11 protein-coding genes and 2 pseudogenes are annotated in these 18085 nt (G+C 67.5%); 8 read left to right on the top strand and 5 right to left on the bottom strand.

Annotated elements, in window-relative coordinates:
• Positions 1-82 precede the first annotated feature (82 nt).
• The 3 genes from QC826_RS14360 to QC826_RS14350 all read right to left on the bottom strand — a co-directional run bounded on the left by QC826_RS14360 (position 83) and on the right by QC826_RS14350 (position 6824).
• On the bottom strand, positions 83-5353 hold the full coding sequence (locus QC826_RS14360) for a non-ribosomal peptide synthetase (RefSeq protein WP_279766193.1): 5271 nt from the start codon (positions 5351-5353) through the stop codon (positions 83-85).
• Between the two features lie 360 nt (positions 5354-5713).
• Positions 5714-5881, bottom strand: coding sequence for a hypothetical protein (locus QC826_RS14355; RefSeq protein WP_279766192.1), 168 nt, complete (start codon positions 5879-5881; stop codon positions 5714-5716).
• 34 nt (positions 5882-5915) lie between these two features.
• Positions 5916-6824, bottom strand: a complete 909-nt coding sequence (locus tag QC826_RS14350; RefSeq protein WP_279766191.1) for a LysR family transcriptional regulator — start codon at positions 6822-6824, stop codon at positions 5916-5918.
• A 131-nt stretch (positions 6825-6955) separates the two neighbouring features.
• Here QC826_RS14350 and gcl point away from each other — a divergent pair.
• From gcl to pyk, 5 genes and pseudogenes are all read left to right on the top strand, one after another.
• Positions 6956-8730: pseudogene (gene gcl / locus QC826_RS14345) on the top strand (glyoxylate carboligase).
• Between the two features lie 56 nt (positions 8731-8786).
• On the top strand, positions 8787-9566 hold the full coding sequence (gene hyi, locus QC826_RS14340; protein WP_279766190.1) for a hydroxypyruvate isomerase: 780 nt from the start codon (positions 8787-8789) through the stop codon (positions 9564-9566).
• A 67-nt stretch (positions 9567-9633) separates the two neighbouring features.
• Positions 9634-10569: a 2-hydroxy-3-oxopropionate reductase gene (locus QC826_RS14335; protein ID WP_279766189.1), complete on the top strand. Its 936-nt coding sequence runs from the start codon at positions 9634-9636 to the stop codon at positions 10567-10569.
• 92 nt (positions 10570-10661) lie between these two features.
• Positions 10662-11930, top strand: a complete 1269-nt coding sequence (locus QC826_RS14330) for a glycerate kinase (RefSeq protein ID WP_279766188.1) — start codon at positions 10662-10664, stop codon at positions 11928-11930.
• A gap of 42 nt (positions 11931-11972) precedes the next feature.
• A pseudogene (gene pyk, locus QC826_RS14325) lies at positions 11973-13414 on the top strand (pyruvate kinase).
• A gap of 190 nt (positions 13415-13604) precedes the next feature.
• Here pyk and QC826_RS14320 read toward each other — a convergent pair.
• Positions 13605-14039, bottom strand: a complete 435-nt coding sequence (locus QC826_RS14320) for a YcxB family protein (protein WP_279766187.1) — start codon at positions 14037-14039, stop codon at positions 13605-13607.
• A gap of 129 nt (positions 14040-14168) precedes the next feature.
• Between QC826_RS14320 and QC826_RS14315 the strand changes: the two genes are divergently transcribed.
• The 3 genes from QC826_RS14315 to QC826_RS14305 all read left to right on the top strand — a co-directional run bounded on the left by QC826_RS14315 (position 14169) and on the right by QC826_RS14305 (position 16546).
• The gene (locus tag QC826_RS14315) at positions 14169-14498 is read left to right on the top strand and encodes a DMT family transporter (RefSeq protein WP_279766185.1); all 330 of its coding nucleotides are present in this window, start codon (positions 14169-14171) and stop codon (positions 14496-14498) included.
• Positions 14499-14696: 198 nt separating this feature from the next.
• On the top strand, positions 14697-15776 hold the full coding sequence (locus QC826_RS14310) for a depolymerase (RefSeq protein ID WP_409567880.1): 1080 nt from the start codon (positions 14697-14699) through the stop codon (positions 15774-15776).
• A 149-nt stretch (positions 15777-15925) separates the two neighbouring features.
• On the top strand, positions 15926-16546 hold the full coding sequence (locus QC826_RS14305; RefSeq protein ID WP_279766183.1) for a hypothetical protein: 621 nt from the start codon (positions 15926-15928) through the stop codon (positions 16544-16546).
• Positions 16547-16704: 158 nt separating this feature from the next.
• Here the strand turns inward: QC826_RS14305 and guaD are convergent, their stop codons facing one another.
• Positions 16705-18027, bottom strand: coding sequence for a guanine deaminase (guaD, locus tag QC826_RS14300; protein ID WP_279766182.1), 1323 nt, complete (start codon positions 18025-18027; stop codon positions 16705-16707).
• Positions 18028-18085: the final 58 nt, after the last annotated feature.

Here is an 18085-nt window from a genome sequence, read left to right as displayed (position 1 = left end):
GTTTTCCAGTGTGGTTCGGTGGTGGTTGCTATCGGGGTAAGGGCGCGTGCGCCGCCCTCGGGTTTGCCGCCTACTGTGGCGCCTACTGTGCCGCCGGTTTTGCCCACTGCGGCGGCTGTGGCGGGCTGGCTGCGGCGGGTGGCCAAGCGTCGTCCAGGCGCTGGCTGGCCTGCTCGTCGCTGAGCTCCTCCAACTGGCGCAGCAGGTCGTCGAGCGCGGCGGGTTGGCAGCCCGCGCGCAGGATGGCGACGCGCGCCGCCATCTGGTTCAGCGTCGGCGCCTCGAACACGGCGTCGAGCGGGAACTCGATGCCGTAGTGCTGTTCGATGCGCGCCACCAGCCGTACCGCCAGCAAGGAGTGGCCGCCGAGGTCGAAGAAGTTGTCGGCACCGGCCAAGCGTGGCTGGCGCAGCAGCGCGCGCCACAGTTCGGCCAGCTCCGCCTCCTCGGCGCTGAGCGCGACGGCGGGCGCCGTGGTGTCCGTCCGTCCCGCCGCCTGCTCCGCTTGCGCCGCCAAGTCCGGTGGCGGCAGGGCGCGCCGGTCCACCTTGCCGTTCGCCGTCAGCGGCAAGCGCGCCAGCCGCACCAGGGCGCTGGGCAGCATATAGGCGGGCAGCGCCGCCTTCAGCGCTTGCCGCAGCGCGGCCGGGTCGAGCTCGGCGCCGTCGGCCGCGCTGACATAGCCGACCAGGCGGCGCTCGCCGGGACTGTCCTCGCGCAGCAGCACCAGCGCCTCGCGCACGCCGGGTTCGGCCGCCAGCGCCGCCTCGATCTCGCCCGGTTCGATGCGGAAGCCGCGCAGCTTCAGCTGTTCATCGTTGCGGCCGATGAACTCGAGGTTGCCGTCGGCGCGCCAGCGCCCCAGGTCGCCGCTGCGGTACATGCGGGCGCCCTCGACGGCGCTGAACGGATCGGCGACGAAGCGTTGCGCGCTCAGCGCCGGCTGGTTCAGATAGCCGCGCGCCACGCCGTCGCCGCCGATGCAGATCTCGCCGGCCACGCCGATGGGCACCGGCTGGCCCTCGCCGTCGAGCAGGTAGACGCTGGTGTTGCCGATCGGCCGGCCGATCGGGACGGCGCGCGCCTGAGCCGTCTCGGCGCCGAGCTCGTAGGTGGTGGCGAAGGTGGTGGTTTCGGTCGGGCCGTAGCAGTTGAGCAGATGGCGCGGCCGGCCGGCCTTGCCCAACACGCGGGCGGCGCGCTGCGGGTCGAGCACCTCGCCGCCGGTCAGCAGCCAGCGCAGGCGGGCGAAGGCCGGCTCGAGCGCGTCGGCGTATTCGTGGAACAGGCCGGTGGTCAGAAACAGCGCGGTGGCGCCGCCGTCGAGCAGGGCGGCGTTGAGCGCCTGCGGCCGCAGCACCGTGTGCGCCGGCAGCACCAGCAGGCGCGCGCCGTTCAGCAGCGCGCCCCAGATCTCCCAGGTGGCGGCGTCGAAGGCCGGGTTGGCGCAGTGCGCCACGCAGTCGTCCGCCGCCAACGGCGCGTAGCCGCCGTTGAGCGCCAGCCGCAGCACGTTGCGGTGCTCGACCATCACCCCCTTCGGCACGCCGGTCGAGCCGGAGGTGTACATCACGTAGGCCAGGTGGCGCGCGTGCAGGCCGAGGGCTGCGGCGTCCGGGTTGGTCTCCGGCCGCGCGGCGCCGCCGGGCGGGTCGCCGGCGGCGGCGCCCTGCTCGTCGAGTGGCAGCAGGGGGCAGTTGAACTTCGCGCTGTAGCTTGACAGTTCCACCGAGGACGCGGCCGCCGCCGCGCACAGCAGCGCGCGCGGCGCGGCGTCGGCCAGGATGTGCCGCAGACGGGCGGCGGGCGCGTCCGGCTCCAGCGGCACGTAGGCGGCGCCCGCCTTCAGCACTGCCAGCATGGCCACCACCAGCGCGCTGCCGCGCGACAGCAGCAGCGCGACGCGGTCGTCCGCCGCCAGGCCGAGCGCCAGCAGGGCGTGGGCCAGGCGGTTGGCGCGCCGGTTCAACTCGGCGTAGCTGAGCCGTTCGGCGCCGCAGCACAGCGCCAGCGCGTCCGGCGTGGCGGCGGCCTGGAGTTCGAACTGCTGGTGGACCAGGCCGTCGCGCGGATACGGCGTGGTGGTGGCGTTGAAGTCGACCAGCAGTTGCCGGCGCGCCGCCGGCGCCAGCAGCGGCAGGCGGGCCAGCGGCAGCGTGTCGTCGTCGGCCATGGCGGCCAGCAGCACGCGCAGGCTGTCGGCCAGGCGCCGCACGGTGGCGTGGTTGAACAGGTCGCTGGCGTATTCGATGTGGCCGCCGAGCCGGCGGCCGTCGTCGGCCAGCAGCAGCGACAGGTCGAAGTGGCTGGTGTTCTGCGGCAGGCTGGCCTCGCGCAGCGCCAGTTGCGGCAGCAGGTCGATCCGCTCGCCGCCCGTGTTGTCGAGCGCCAGGACGGTCTGGAACAGCGGTCCGTGGGCCATGCTGCGCGGTGGATTGAGCGCCTCGACCAGGTGGTCGAAGGGCAGCTCCTGCTGCTCGTAGGCCGCCAGCGTGGTTTGGCGCACCCGCGCCAGCAGTTCGGCGACGCTCGGGTCTCCCCGCAGCCGCAGGCGCAGCGCCAGCGTGTTGACGAAGAAGCCGATCAGCGCCTCCACTTCCGGCCGCTGGCGGTTGGCCACCGGCGTGCCGACGACGATGTCGTCGCCGCCGCTCAGGCGCGCCAGCAGGGCGGACCAGCCGGCCAGCAGCACCATGAACAGGGTGGCGCCGTGGCGCTGGCCGAGGCGGCGCAGCGCCGCGCTGGCGTCGGCCTCCAGCGCGAAGGCGACGCGGCCGCCGCGATAGCTCTGCCGCGCCGGCCGTGGCCGGTCGGTCGGCAGCGCCAGCAGCGCCGGCGCGCCCTCCAGGTGGGCGCGCCAGAACGCCAACTGCCGTTGCAGCGCGGCGCTTTGCGCCGGTTGGCGCTGCCAGGCGGCGTAGTCGGCGTACTGCAGCGCCAGCGGCGGCAGCGGGTCGGGCCGGCCTTGGCTGAAGGCGCCGTACAAGGCGCCCAGCTCGGCCTTGAGCACGCCCATCGACCAGCCGTCCGAGATGATGTGGTGTTGGATCAGCAGCAGTTCGTGCTCGTCCGGCGCCAGCCGCAGCAGCATCACCCGCAGCAGCGGGCCGGCGGCCAGGTCGAAGGGGCGGGCGATTTCGGCGGCGTACAGGGCGCCGCGCGCGGCGGCCTGCTCGTGCTCGTCGAGGTAGCTCAGGTCCTGCTCCAGCAGCGGCGGCACCTGGTCGGCCGCCGCGACGCGCTGCACCGGCACGCCGTCGAGCATGACGAAGCGGGTGCGCAGGCTGTCGTGGCGCTGCACGATGCGCGCCAGCGCGGCCTTCAGCGCGTCCTCGTGCAGCGCGCCGCTGAGCCGGTAGGCCACCGGCATGTGGTAGGCCTGGCCGGCGGCCGGGTCGAGCTGGTTGAGGAACCACAGGCGTTGCTGGGCATGCGACAAGGGCGCCGCCTCGGCCGGCGCGCCGGGCGTGCCGTGTGCGCCAAGTGCGGCGGCGCCCATCGGCATCCAGCGGGCCGGCGCGGCGCCGCTCAACTGGGCGGCCAGGGCGGCGACGGTCGGGTGTTCGAACAGCACGCGCGGCGCCAGCTCGACGTCGAACCGCTGGCGCAGCCGCGCCATCAGGCGCAGCGCCAGCAGCGAATGGCCGCCCAGCGCGAAGAAATTGTCGTGCCGGCCCACCTGCGGCAGCGCCAGCAGCTCTTGCCACAACAGCGCCAAGGCCTGTTCGCGGTCGCCCTGCGGCGCGCTGTAGTCGCCGTCGGCGGCGTCGGCGCGGGCCGGCGCCGGCAGCGCCTTGCGGTCGACCTTGCCGTTCGCCGTCAAGGGGAAGCGCGCCAGCACAAGCAAGGCGGCGGGCTGCATGTAGGCCGGCAGCGCCTGTTTCAGCTCGGCGCGCACGGCGGCCACGTCGATGGCGGCGGCGCCGGCCTGCTGCGCCAGGTAGCCGACCAGGCGCTTGTCGCCTGGGCCGTCCTCGCGCAGCAGCACCAGCGCCTCGCGCACGCCGGCGCAGGCGGCCAGGCGCGCCTCGATCTCGCCCGGCTCGATGCGGAAGCCGCGCAGCTTGACCTGGAAGTCGTTGCGGCCGACGAATTCGATGTTGCCGTCGGCGCGCCATCGTCCCAGGTCGCCGCTGCGGTAGAGGCGGGCGTCGGCGTCGCCGCCGAACGGGTCGGCGATGAAGCGCTCGGCGCTCAGCTCGGGCCGGTTCAGGTAGCCGCGCGCGACACCGTCGCCGCCGATGCAGATCTCGCCGGTGGCGCCGAAGGGCAGCAGTTGGCCGTGCTCGTCGAGGATGCGCACCTGGGTGTTGCCGATCGGCCGGCCGATGGGGATGGCGCCGGCCTGCGCGGCGGCGGCGTCGATCTCGAAGGTGGTGGCGAAGGTGGTGGTTTCGGTCGGACCGTAGCCGTTGAGCAGATGGCGCGGCCGGTCGGCCTTGGCCAGCACGGCGGCCAGGCGCTTCGGATCGAGCACGTCGCCGCCGGCCAGCAGCCATGTCAGGCGGCCGAAGGCGGGCGCCAGCGCGTCGGCGTATTCGTGGAACAGGCCGGCCGTCAGCCACAGCGCGGTGGCGCCGCCGGCGAGCAGCGCGTCGTTGAACGCCTGCGGCCGCAGCACCGTGTCCGGCGCCAGCACCAGCAGGCGGGCGCCGTTCAGCAGCGCGCCCCAGATCTCCCAGGTGGCGGCGTCGAAGGCCGGGTTGGCGCAATGGGCCACGCAGTCGCGCTCGTCGAGCGGGGCGAAAGCGCTGTTGAGCGCCAGGCGCAGCACGCTGCGGTGTTCGATCATCACGCCCTTCGGCGCGCCGGTCGAGCCGGAGGTGTACATGACGTAGGCCAGGTGGCGCGCCTGCAGTCCGCTGGCGGCCGGGTCGGGATCGTGCTCGGGCTGGCGCGCCAGGCGCTCGCCGTCGCGCGCCAGCTCGACCAGCGCCGCGCCGCAGTCCAGGCCGGCGACGGCGCTGGCGCACAGCAGCACCTGCGGCGTGGCGTCGGCCAGGATCTCGGCCAGCCGCGCCGGCGGGGTGGCCGGATCGAGCGGCAGATAGGCGCCGCCGGCCTTCAGCACCGCCAGGCTGGCGACCACCATGGCGATGCCGCGCTCGAGCAGCAGGGCGACGCGGCGGTCCGGCCCCACACCCAGTTCGAGCAGCAGATGGGCCAGGCGGTTGGCGCGGCGGTTCAACTCGGCATAGCTGAGTTGTTCCGACAGATCGTCCAGCGCGATGCGCTCGGGCGCGGCGGCGGCAATCCGCTCGAAGATCTGCTGGATCACGGCGGCACGGGGATAGTCGCGTGCCGTGTCGTTGAAGTGGGCCGGCACCGGCTCGCCGGGGGCGGGAATATCCAAAACTGAGTTGCTATAGACCATGTCGGCACGTCGCAAAAAGTGTTGAGAAATGGATGGCTGTAACCATCGTTCATGATGGCAATCAAACTGATAGTTGATGCATATTTGCCAACGGAAATATAGCACCGTTGTGACAATTTTTAGCAAAAATGTTCTTTTGTCACTTTGAACCAACAGATAATTTTGCCTGTCAAATTGTGGTATTACGCGGGCGGTTTATAGTGACAATATGGCTCCGTTGGCCGACGTTAACTTACGTTATGCAAGTTTTTCCGGAAAACTGTTTGACTTGCTTGATGCGAGTGCTAGCGTCTGAAATTCGGAAATTTAACAATCGCTCAAAATAAAGACACAAAAAGTTTACCGAAAATCGGATTCTTGTTTTACATTTTTGGTGCGGTGCGGAAATGTGCCTGGGACAAATATCTTTGCTGAAAAGATAAGTGTTTTGGCTGCCGTGGCGAGGCGGATTTTTGCCGCCGCGAAGGGTGTCGGCAGGCCGTTTTGCGGCGCAAAAAAAGGCGGCACATGGCCGCCTTCGGGGAGGGGAGGGAGTGTCGTGCTAGCGGCTTAACCAGTAGTCCGGCCGCGCGTAAATCTCTTTGAGCATGTCGATGAAGAAGCGCACCTTGGCCGGCAAATGGCGCTGCTGCGGATACACCGCCACGATGTCGTACTGCGGCAGTGCGAAGTCGTCCAGCACCGTGATCAATTCGCCCGAGGCCAACTGCGACTCGATCTCCCACGACGAACGCCAGGCCAGGCCCAGTCCCTCGGTGGCCCAGCGGTGCAGCAGCTCGCCGTCGTTGCAGTTCAAATTGCCGTCGGCGCGCATGGTCACCTGCTTGCCGTTCTCCTGGAAGTACCAGCCGCGCTGCTGGCCGCCCTGCAGGTTGAAGGCCAGGCAGTTGTGCTGCGCCAGGTCGTCCAGCGTGCGCGGGATGCCCTTGCGTTCAAAGTAGTCCGGCGTGCCGCACACCACGCGGCGGTTGCTGGCCAGTTTGACGGCGACAAAGCTGGGGTCGATGACGCCGCCGATGCGGATGCCGACGTCGTAGCCGTCGCGCACCAGGTCGACCACGCGGTCGGTCAGGTTGAAGGAGATCTGCACGTCGGGATGGGCGCGCACGAAACCGGCGGCGTGCGGCGCCACGTGCTTGCGGCCGAAGGCGGCCGGCGCCGACACGGTGAGGTGGCCGGTGGCGCGGTGGCGGCCCTCGGAGACCATGCGGTCGGCGTGGCCCAGGTCGGCCAGCAGCTTGCGGCAGTGGTCGAGGTAGAGCGTGCCCTGTTCGGTCAAGGTCAGGTGCCGCGTGGTGCGGTGCATCAGCTTGACGCCGAGGCGTTTTTCCAGCGCGTCGATGCGCCGGCCCAGCATCACCGGGGTGATGTGCTGGCCCAGCGCGGCCTTCACCAGGCTGCCCTTTTCGGCCACGTCAACGAAGGCCTCGATTTGGGTGAGTTTGTCCATGGCCCATTATTCCACAAGTATTCGATACCAGGAGTATCGAATAAAGCGAGGTTTTGTCTTCTTATCACGACCGCCCTTTGCCGCTACGATGGTCCTCATCAGTTCAAACATCATAGCTCAGGGAGACCAGCATGGCACGCATGACCGCAGCGCAGGCAGCAGCAATCGTTTTGGAAAAAGAGGGCGTACACCAGGTGTTCGGCGTGCCGGGTGCGGCCATCAACCCATTCTACGCGGGTTTGAAGAAGCAGGGCACGATCAAGCACATTCTGGCGCGCCACGTCGAGGGCGCCTCGCACATGGCCGAGGGCTACACCCGCGCCAGCGCCGGCAACATCGGCGTGTGCATCGGCACCTCCGGCCCGGCCGGCACCGACATGATCACCGGGCTCTACTCGGCCCAGGCCGATTCCATACCTATTCTTTGCATTACCGGCCAGGCCCACGGGCCCGCCTGTACAAGGAGGACTTCCAGGCGGTCGACATCGAGTCCATCGCCAAGCCGGTCACCAAATGGGCCGTCACCGTGCGCGAGCCGGCCCTGGTGCCGATGGTGTTCCAGCAGGCCTTCCACATCATGCGCTCCGGCCGTCCCGGCCCGGTGCTGGTCGACCTGCCGTTCGACGTGCAGATGGCCGAGATCGAATTCGACCCGGACACCTACCAGCCGCTCGAACCCTACAAGCCGAAGGCGACCCGGGCCCAGATCGAAAAGGCGCTGGCCATGATGAACGCGGCCGAGCATCCGCTGCTGACCCCGGGCGGCGGCGTCATCAACGCCGACGCGGCCGAGCTGCTGGTGCGGTTCGCCGAGCTGACCGGCGTGCCGGTGGTGCCGACCCTGATGGCCTGGGGCGTGATCCCCGACGACCACAAGCTGATGGTCGGCATGGCCGGCCTGCAGACCAGCCACCGCTACGGCAACGCCACGGTGCTGGCCTCGGACTTCGTGTTCGGCATCGGCAACCGCTGGGCCAACCGCCACACCGGCTCGATCGAGGTCTACACCAAGGACCGCAAGTTCGTCCACATCGACATCGAGCCGACCCAGATCGGCCGCGTCTTCGGCCCCGACTTCGGCATCGTCTCCGACGCCGCCCACGCGCTCACGCTGCTGATCGAGGTGGCCACCGAGTGGAAGGCCGCCGGCAAGCTGCGCGACCGCTCCGCCTGGGTGGCGCAGTGCCAGGAGCGCAAGCGCACCATGCAGCGCAAGACCCACTTCGAGCAGGTGCCGGTCAAGCCGCAGCGCGTCTACGAGGAGATGAACCTGGCCTTCGGCCGCGACACCTGCTACGTCAGCACCATCGGCCTGTCGCAGATCGCCGCCGCCCAGTTCCTCCACGTATACAAGGCCCGCCACTGGATCAACTGTGGCCAGGCCGGTCCGCTCGGGTGGACCATCTCCGCCGCGCTCGGCGTGGTGGCGGCCGATCCGAAGCGCAGCGTGGTGGCCATCTCCGGCGACTACGACTTCCAGTTCATGATCGAGGAGCTGGCCGTCGGCGCGCAGTTCAAGCTGCCCTACCTGCACGTGGTGGTCAACAACTCCTACCTGGGTTTGATCCGCCAGTCGCAGCGCGGCTTCGACATGGACTTCTGCGTCCAGCTGGCCTTCGAGAACATCAACGCGCCGGAACTGAACGGCTACGGCGTCGACCACGTCGCCGTGGTCGAGGGGCTGGGTTGCAAGGCGATTCGCGTCACCAAGCCGGACGACCTGCAGGGCGCCTTCAAGCAGGCCAAGGCGTGGATGGAGGAGTTCCGCGTGCCGGTGGTGGTCGAGGTGATCCTCGAGCGCGTCACCAACATCGCGATGGGCGTCGACATCAACAACATCAACGAGTTCGAAGAGCTGGCCCTCAGCGGCGCCGACGCGCCGACCGCGATCGCGCTGCTCGACTGAAGCCGAATCTGAACCTGAACCTGAACCTGAACCGAATTGACACGAAAGGAAGCGACATGAGCAAACTGGCAGCCAATCTGACCATGCTGTTTAACGAAGTACCGTTCCTCGACCGCTTCGCGGCGGCCGCCGCCGCCGGCTTCAAGGCCGTCGAGTTCCTCTTCCCCTACGCCTACGAGGTGAAGGACTTGGCCTCGCGCCTGCAGGCCAACGGGTTGGAACTGGTGCTGCACAATCTGCCGGCCGGGAACTGGGAGGCCGGCGAGCGCGGCATCGCCTGCCACCCGCAGCGGGTGGAGGAGTTCCGCCAGGGCGTCCAGCAGGCCATCATCTACGCCAAGGCGCTGGGCGTGAAGCAGCTCAACTGCCTGGTCGGCATCGTGCCGCCGGACGTCGGCCCGGAAGCCGCAGAGCGCACCGTGGTGGCCAACTTGAAGTTCGCCGCCGACGCGCTGAAGAAGGAGGGCATCCGCCTGTTGATCGAGCCGATCAACACCTTCGACATCGCCGGCTTCTTCCTGTCGCGCACCAGCCAGGCGGCCCGCATTATCGAGGCGACCGGATCGGACAACCTGTTCATCCAGTACGACATCTACCACATGCAGCGCATGGAGGGCGAGTTGAGCGCGACCATCAAGGCTTATCTGCCGCTGATTCGCCACGTTCAGCTGGCCGACAACCCGGGCCGCAACGAGCCGGGTACGGGCGAGATCAATTACCGCTTCCTGTTCGCGCAGTTGGACGCTTTCGGTTACGACGGCTGGATAGGTTGCGAGTACAAGCCGCGCGGCACCACGCTGGCGGGACTGGGCTGGCGCGGCGAACATGGCTTGTAGATACGGGACCACGTCGAGGGTCAGACCCTAGGGTCTGACCCTGGTTTCAGCCCTTGGCTTAGCGGCTGTGCAAAACGAACAGCAATCTCACACACAAATGAAAAGGAAGATCATCATGTCTAGAGTCGGATTTATCGGTTTGGGTATCATGGGCGCGCCGATGGCGCAACACTTGCTGGCCGGCGGCCACAAGCTCTACCTGCACGACATCAAGAACCCGCCGTTCGCGCTGATCGAGGCCGGCGCCACCGTCTGCACCTCGGCCGCCGAGGTGGCCATGCGCGCCGACATCATCATCGTCATGGTGCCGGACACGCCGCACGTCGACGCCGCGCTGTTCGGCGACAAGGGCGTGGCGGAAGGCCTGCGGCCGCGCTCCATCGTAGTCGACATGAGCTCCATCTCGCCGATCGAAACCAAAAAGTTCGCCCGCAAGATCAACGCGCTCGATTGCGACTACCTCGACGCTCCGGTGTCCGGCGGCGAGGTCGGCGCCAAGGCGGCCTCGCTGACCATCATGGTCGGCGGCCCCGAGGCGGCCTTCAACATCGTCAAGCCACTGTTCGAGATGATGGGCAAGAACATCACCCTGGTCGGCGGCAACGGCGACGGCCAGACCACCAAGGTGGCCAACCAGATCATCGTCGCGCTGACCATCCAGGCGGTGGCCGAGGCGCTGCTGTTCGCCTCCAAGGCCGGCGCCGACCCGGCCAAGGTGCGCGAGGCGCTGATGGGCGGCTTTGCCGCCTCGCGCATCCTCGAGGTGCACGGCGAGCGCATGGTCAAGCGCACCTTCAACCCCGGCTTCCGCATCGAGCTGCACCAGAAGGACTTGAACCTGGCCCTGCAAGGCGCCAAGGCGCTCGGCGTCGCGCTGCCCAACACCGCCATGGCGCAGGAGTTGATGAACGCCTGCGCCGCCAACGGCATGGGCGGCCTGGACCACTCGGCGCTGTGCCGCGCCATCGAGCTGATGTCCAACCACCAGATCGCCGAGGCCTGAGCGCGGCGGTTTGACCACGTTTCCCCCAGCGCGGCGGCGGATCGACTCCCTTTTGCCTTGCCGCCGCCGCGCCCTTTTATGAAAGCACCAGGATGAGCACCTTCAATCCCCGCCAATTCCTCCTCGACCTGTACGGCAGCGCCGTCGCCGCCGTCAGCGCCGAGAAATGCCTGCCGGCCTATCTGCCCACGCCGCCCGTCAACGGCCGCACTCTGGTGATCGGCGCCGGCAAGGGCGCCGCCGCCATGGCGCGCGCCGTCGAACAGCACTGGCAAGGCGACATTTCCGGCCTGGTGGTGACGCGCTACGGCCACGGCGTCGACTGCCAGCGCATCGAAGTGATCGAGGCGGCCCATCCGGTGCCGGACGAGGCGGGCCTGCGCGCCGCCGGCCGCATGATGCAGATGGTGCGGGGCCTGGGCGAGAACGACCTGGTGCTGTGCCTGATCTCCGGCGGCGGCTCCTCGCTGCTGGCGCTACCGGCGCCCGGTATCACGCTCGAGCAGAAGCAGGCGATCAACCGCGCCTTGCTGCGCAGCGGCGCCGCCATCTCCGAGATGAACTGCGTGCGCAAGCACCTGTCGGCCATCAAGGGCGGCCGCCTGGCGCTGGCCTGCGCGCCGGCCCGCGTGGTCACGCTGCTGATTTCCGACGTGCCGGGCGACGACCCCGGCATCATCGCCAGCGGCCCGACCCTGCCCGACCCGACCACCTGCGCCGACGCGCTGGCGGTGCTGCGCAAGTACGCCATCGAGGTGCCGGACGGCGTGCGCGAGCATCTGCAGTCCGGCGCCGGCGAGACGCCCAAGCCGGGCGACCCGCGCTTCGCCCGCAACGAGCACCACGTCATCGCTGTCGCCCAGGACGCGCTGGAGGCGGCGGCGCGGCACGCCCGCGCCGCCGGCATCACGCCCCACATCCTGTCCGACGGCATCGAGGGCGAGTCGCGCGACATCGCCGTCATGCACGCCGCCATGGCGCGCCAGGTGGCGGCGCGCGGCCAGCCGTTCCAGCGGCCCTGCGTCATCATCTCCGGCGGCGAGACCACGGTGACGGTGCGCGGCAGCGGCCGGGGCGGGCGCAACGCCGAATTCCTGCTCAGTCTGGGCGTGGCGCTGGAGGCGCATCCCGGCATCCACGCCATCGCCTGCGACACCGACGGCATCGACGGTTCGGAAGACAACGCCGGCGCCCTGTACGCGCCGGACTCGCTGGCGCGCGGCGAGGCGCTCAAGCTGCGCGCCCGCACTCTGCTGGAAAACAACGACGGCTACGGCTTCTTCAGCGCCCTCGACGACCTGGTGGTCAGCGGCCCGACCCGCACCAACGTCAACGACTTCCGCGCCGTGCTGGTGCTGTAGCGCGCCGTCCGCCACACAAAAAAATACACACTAGGGGATCACATGCGACGTCTACGCCAGGCCAAAATAGTGGCCACACTCGGCCCAGCCAGCAGCAGCAAGGAGGCCATCCAGGCCTTGTTCGACGCGGGGGCGGACGTATTCCGCTTCAATTTCAGCCACGGCAGCCACCAGGACCACCAGGCGCGCTGCAACATCGTGCGCGAGATCGAACGCGCCGCCGGCCGGCCCATCGCCATCCTGGCCGACCTGCAGCCCCAAGCTGCGTGTCGGCCAGTTCGCCGAGGGCAAGGTGACGCTGGTGGCCGGCGCCGAGTTCACGTTCGACCGCGACCCGACGCCGGGCGACGTGCACCGCGTCTGCCTGCCGCACCCCGAGCTGTTCGAGGTGATCGACGCCGGCCAGTCGCTGCTGCTCGACGACGGCAAACTGCGCCTGGCGGTGCTGGGGCGCGGCGCCGACCGCCGCTCCATCCGCACCCGCGTGGTGAACGGCGGCGTGCTGTCCGACCGCAAGGGCGTCAACGTGCCGGACGTGGTGCTGCCCATCCCCGCGCTGACCGAGAAGGATCTGCGCGACCTCGACTTCGCGCTCGACATGGGCGCCGACTGGATCGCGCTGTCCTTCGTGCAGCGGCCGGAGGACGTGCTGCAGGCGCGCGCCATCATCGGCGACCGCGCCGCGCTGCTCTCCAAGCTGGAAAAGCCGGCGGCGCTCGACGGCCTGGACGCCATCGTCGCCGTCTCCGACGCCATCATGGTGGCGCGCGGCGACCTGGGCGTGGAGCTGCCGCCCGAGCGCGTGCCCGGCGTGCAGAAGCGTATCCTGCGCGCCTGCCGCCAGTACGGCAAGCCCATTGTCATCGCCACGCAGATGCTCGAATCGATGATCGGCGCGCCGGTGCCGACCCGGGCCGAGGCCTCCGACGTCGCCAGCGCCATCTACGACGGCGCCGACGCCGTGATGCTGTCGGCCGAATCGGCCAGCGGCGCCTATCCGGTCGAGGCGGTGCAGATCATGGACCGCATCATCCGCGAGGTGGAGAAGGGCACCGCTGTACCGGCAGATGATAGCCGCGCAAAACCAGGCGCCGCAGCCCAACAGCGGCGACGCCATCTGCTCGGCGCTGCGCGAGGTGACGCGGATCGTCGGCGCCGTCGCCACGGTCACCTACACCAGCTCCGGCCACACCAGCCTGCGCGCCGCGCGCGAGCGGCCGACCGCGCCCATCCTCAGCATCACGCCGAACCTGTCGACGGCGCGCCGGCTGGTGCTGGCCTGGGGCGTGCATTCCACCGTCAGCCAGGAGGTGCGCAACGTCGACCGCATGGTGGCGGCGGCCTGCCAGGCGGCGCTGGAGCAGGGCTTCGCCGTGGCCGGCGACAGCATCGCCATCACCGCCGGCGTGCCTTTCGGCCAGCCGGGCAGCACCAACCTGCTGCGCATCGCGCAGATCTGGCCGGTGGTGCCGGCGGCGGCCTAGCCGGCGCCGGCGGCGTCATGCGCTTGCCTCCGCCAGGCGCGGCAGGGCCGCCGCCGCGCCTGGCTGTTGGCCACGAAGGTGCACGGCTCTCCTTGGCCGCCGCGGCTGCGCGCTTTCATTCTCTGCCCAGCGCTCTGGTTTCTGTTTGACGCTTTGGCGCCGCTGTACTTCCCGCTACCGTCTATATCGGCTATCTGGCTGTTTGATGTTCGAGCAGGAATTCCATCGCGGCCCGTTGTTCACTCGTGAAGCAGCGATACGGCAAGGGCATGCCGCCGTTGCGCTTTATCAGCAGATAGCCGCGTGCGAACCGGTGCACGGCGGTGACGTCGACCCATTTCACGTCAACAGTTCCGCGCCTGTTGACGCGCCGTATCCCTTGTTTGCTTATCGTGAAGTCGTTGGAGGGCATGCTGAGCCGTTTGTAGAAAAATATTGCCGACAGCAAGGCAGCGGCCAGGAGGCGGGACGCCTTGCCCATGGGCTTGTGGTCCTTGCCCTTCTTCTTTGCCTGCTTGGCCAGCTCCAATGCCACCAGCTCGAGCACGATGTCAACATATTCGGCCCGCTGATAGACCACGTTCAGTCTCAGTGGCGCTGTCGTGGCGGTTGTCGATTGAGTCAATTTGCGTTCCAGATGTTTGTACTAGTTAATTAATTTAGTATATATATATATTTCCACTGCCTCCGGGAAGGCGTCCGATTCATCGTACGGCCTGCTAGACTGGCGCCTTTCGATCCAGGAGCATCGCCTATGAATTGGCTTTTTCTCGCCGTCGCCATCGTCGCCGAGGTCATCGCGACCTCCGCCCTCAAGGCCTCCGAAGGCTTCTCCAAACTCGTGCCGTCGACGCTGGTCGTGGTCGGCTACGGCATCGCCTTCTACATGCTGTCGCGCGTGCTGTCCGCCATTCCGGTCGGCATCGCCTATGCGATCTGGTCCGGCGCGGGGATCGTGCTGGTGTCGCTGGTCGGCCTGTTCTTCTACAAGCAACGGTTGGATTTCCCGGCGATGTTGGGGATAGCGCTCATCATTGCGGGCGTGGTGGTGATGCAGGTTTTTTCCAAGACATCGGCACACTAGGCTCCGCTTGTTCCCGTTGGATCGTCGCGTGGCGCCGTCGCACATAACCGCCGGCAATTAATCATTCCCCCGACAATTTGTATTTTTACCACTGGCCGTGGAGGCCGAACTGTGGCCGCGGAAATTGTGGGAACATCGCGATTGCACCCATTGTGCGGTGCGTCAATTCCACAATGAAAGACACCCTGGAGTGCCTTCATTGGCATGAAACACCACGGAGGAGTTGTAATGAAACCACTATTCTCGATCGCCACGGCGGCCCTGGCATTCTGCCTGTTGCCGCCTACGCAGGCCAGCAATCCACTTCCGGCCATGGGGGCCAGCGGCGACGGCACGTCCGTCTCCGGTTTATCGTCGGGCGCCTTTATGGCGGTGCAGTACCAGGTCGCCTATTCCGCCTCGGTCAGCGGGGCCGGCGTGGTGGCCGGCGGGCCGTACTACTGCGCGGCCGGCTTGCTGCTCACCTATTCGGGCATTTGCATGGGCCTGGTGCCGTTTGTGTCGCCCAATCCCGACCTGATGGTGAGGGCCGCCCAGTTCTTCGCCGCCAGCGGCCTGATCGACCCGATCAGCAATTTGCAAAAGGACCGGGTCTATGTCTTCAGCGGCACCATGGACACCGTGGTGCACCAATCGGCGGTCAACGCCACGGTCGCCTTCTTCAAGGGCGCCGGCGTGCCCAAGGAGAATTTGCTCTACGTGAAGACGGTGCCGTCCGGCCACGCGCTGTTGACGCCGGCGTTCGGCAACCACTGTGGCGCCAACGAGGCGCCGTTCATCAGCCGCTGCACCGTGCAGAAGAAGAAATACGACCAGGCGGGCGCGATCTTTTCCCACATCTACGGCAACATCAAGCCGCCGGCCACGGCGCGCACGGGCCAGCTGCTGACCTTCCGCCAGACCGAGTTCGCCGATCCATCCAGCAGCATGTCCGAGGACGCCTTTGTGTACGTGCCGGCCAGCTGCGCCAAGGCGGGCAGCTGCAAGGTGCACGTCGCCTTTCACGGCTGCAAGCAGTCGGCCGACGTGGTCGGCGACGACTTCTACGGCAAGAGCAGCTACAACGACTGGGCCGACAGCAACAACATCATCATGCTGTATCCGCAGGTGAGGGCGTCGCTACCGTTCAACGAGAACGGCTGCTGGGATTGGATAGGCTACACCGGGCCGAACTACGCCTACAAGACCGGCCCGCAGATGAAGGCCGTGCGCGCGATGATAGAGCGGCTGACGTCGTTACCGGCAAGCGCACCAGGTCCGGTCGCGATCGCGCAGTGAAATGGGCGTATTCCGCGCGGCGCGGTGAGGGCCGAGGTCAGCGCGACCTCGGCCCCCGAGGCCGACAGATGGCGTGACCAGATACTTCGTTGACATGGAACTTCTCCCCATCAGATGCAACTTAACTTGTATCTACATTGGAGAAAACTATGAAAGCTTCCGAATCCATGACGCCGCTGGCAACCGAACCCACGTCGGCAGAGCCGGTGCCCTTGGCGCGCAAATTATCCACATCTTCGATTGGAGAGAAACTCGGCGAGGGTAGCCAAAAAATCGTCTTTCATTCAAAGAAAGATGATCAGATTTGTTTTTCGCTGTTCAAGTCTGGAACCTTTGGCTCGGGAACATCCCTGGACGCTGCGCTGAAGGAACAAAATGGGCTGAATACGCTTCAGCGAGCGGGTTTTCCAGTGGTCCGGACAATTGGCCTGGTCGAGCATGAGGGCGCTCATGGACTTGAGCAAGAAATCATCAAGGACGCGATCGATTCAGCTGATGTCCTTGCAAAAAAGGTAGCTCTGCCAGCCGCTCTGGAATTCAATCAACATCTAGTTGACGGATGCGTGAGTGTCGTGAAAAATTTGAGAGACAAACAACTGAGAGTCGACGATCTGCAGTTTTTAATCGACGGCCAAGGCGAGCCAAAGATATCCGATCCCCGTGAGGTTACCCGGGGCGATCCCCAGGCCAACATTAATATGGTGAATGCGTTAAAAGGTATGGCGTTCGAGAAAGTTCTTGAACACGAGCCCGATCGTGATAGCGATTGAACGCCTGGCGATTGCGACAGTTTGATTTTGCTCGGCCGTCCTGGCTCGGTTGGCCGGCGCGTCATGGGCGGCCTAAGCGGGTTTGGGACCGCAGATTGGATGCGCTGCGCGGTATTGAACCATCAATACCGCGTCCCTGAACTCTCTTGGTTCGGGCCTTAGTTGGCGCGCCGGTGTACCGGCCGGCCGGCGGCATAGGTGGCGGCCACCGTGCGGTCGTCGCCCAGCATGGCGATGGCGAACAGCAGCTCCTCCAGGTTGTCCGTGCGCGCGGTGCGGCGCGCCAGCAGCGCCGTGGCCTGCGGGTCGAGGACGATGAAGTCGGCCTCGGCGCCGGGCACGAAGCTGCCGATGGTGCCGTCGAGCTGCATGGCGCGGGCGCCGCCCAGCGTGGCCAGGTAGAACATGCGCAGCGCCGGCAGATAGCTGCCGCCCATGCGCGCCACCTTGTAGGCCTCGTTCATGGTTTGCAGCATGGAGAAGGAGGTGCCGCCGCCGACGTCGGTGGCCAGCGACAACGGCACGCGGGCGGCGTCGGCGCGCTCGAAGTCGAACAGGCCGCTGCCGAGGAACAGGTTGGAGGTGGGGCAGATCGAGATCGCCGAGCCGGTCTCGGCCATGCGCTGGCGGTCGGCGTTGTCGAGCCAGATGCAGTGGGCGTACATCGAACGCGGCCGCAGCATGCCGTAGCGGTCGTACACGTCCATGTAGCTGCGCGCCTGCGGGAACAGGGACTTGACCCAGGCCACCTCGTCGGTGTTCTCGGCGACGTGGGTTTGCAGATAGGTGTCCGGGTAGGCCTTGGCCAGCGCGCCGGCCAGCTCCAACTGGGCCTCGCTGGAGGTCGGCGCGAAGCGCGGCGTGATGGCGTACAGCTGGCGGCCGCGCTTGTGCCATTTTTGGATCAGCGCCTCGCTGTCGCGGGCGCCGCCTTCCGGCGTGTCCTGCAAAAACTCGGGGCAGTTCCGGTCCATGAGGACTTTGCCGGCCACCATGCGCAGGTTGCGCGCCTCGCTGGCGCCGAAGAAGGCGTCCACCGACTGCGGGTGCACGGTGCAGTAGACCATGGCGGTGGTGGTGCCGCAGCGCAGCAGTTCGTCGAGGAAGAAGCTGGCCACCTGGGCGGCGTGGGCCGGGTCGGCGAACTTGCGCTCGGTGGGGAAGGTGTACTTGTCCAGCCAGGGCAGCAGGCCGGGCGCCGGCGAGGCGATCATGTCGGTCTGCGGATAGTGGACGTGGGTGTCGATGAAGCCGGGCACGATCAGCTTGCCGCGATGGTCGTGCAGCGGCGTGCCGGGCGGCAGAAAGTCGATCAATTGGGCGTAGTCGCCGGCGACGTGGACGTGGCCGTCCTTGACCACCAGCAGGCCGTCCTCGTGCCAGCTGTAGGCGTTCTGGTGGAAGGCCGGGTCGTCGTTGAAGTGCAGCAGGCTGGCGCGATAGGCCTGGAAGGCGCCGTTGCTCGGCTGGGCTTGGGTCATGATGTGTTTCCTTGATTCGGTGCGCGGGGCGCGGGTGTGCTCGGGCGGGCGCGCGCGG

It is taken from the genome of Rugamonas sp. DEMB1 (assembly GCF_029834475.1).
GTDB classification, from domain to species: domain Bacteria; phylum Pseudomonadota; class Gammaproteobacteria; order Burkholderiales; family Burkholderiaceae_D; genus Rugamonas; species Rugamonas rubra.
This window is presented reverse-complemented; position numbering and strand designations above follow the sequence as displayed.

Bases quoted from the DNA above. Each gene is read 5' to 3' on its own strand.
- QC826_RS14305 (WP_279766183.1), top strand. From the start codon at position 15,926: ATGAAAGCTTCCGAATCCATGACGCCGCTGGCAACCGAACCCACGTCG.
- QC826_RS14350 (WP_279766191.1), bottom strand. From the start codon at position 6,824: ATGGACAAACTCACCCAAATCGAGGCCTTCGTTGACGTGGCCGAAAAG.
- hyi (WP_279766190.1), top strand. From the start codon at position 8,787: ATGAGCAAACTGGCAGCCAATCTGACCATGCTGTTTAACGAAGTACCG.
- guaD (WP_279766182.1), bottom strand. From the start codon at position 18,027: ATGACCCAAGCCCAGCCGAGCAACGGCGCCTTCCAGGCCTATCGCGCC.
- QC826_RS14315 (WP_279766185.1), top strand. From the start codon at position 14,169: ATGAATTGGCTTTTTCTCGCCGTCGCCATCGTCGCCGAGGTCATCGCG.
- QC826_RS14330 (WP_279766188.1), top strand. From the start codon at position 10,662: ATGAGCACCTTCAATCCCCGCCAATTCCTCCTCGACCTGTACGGCAGC.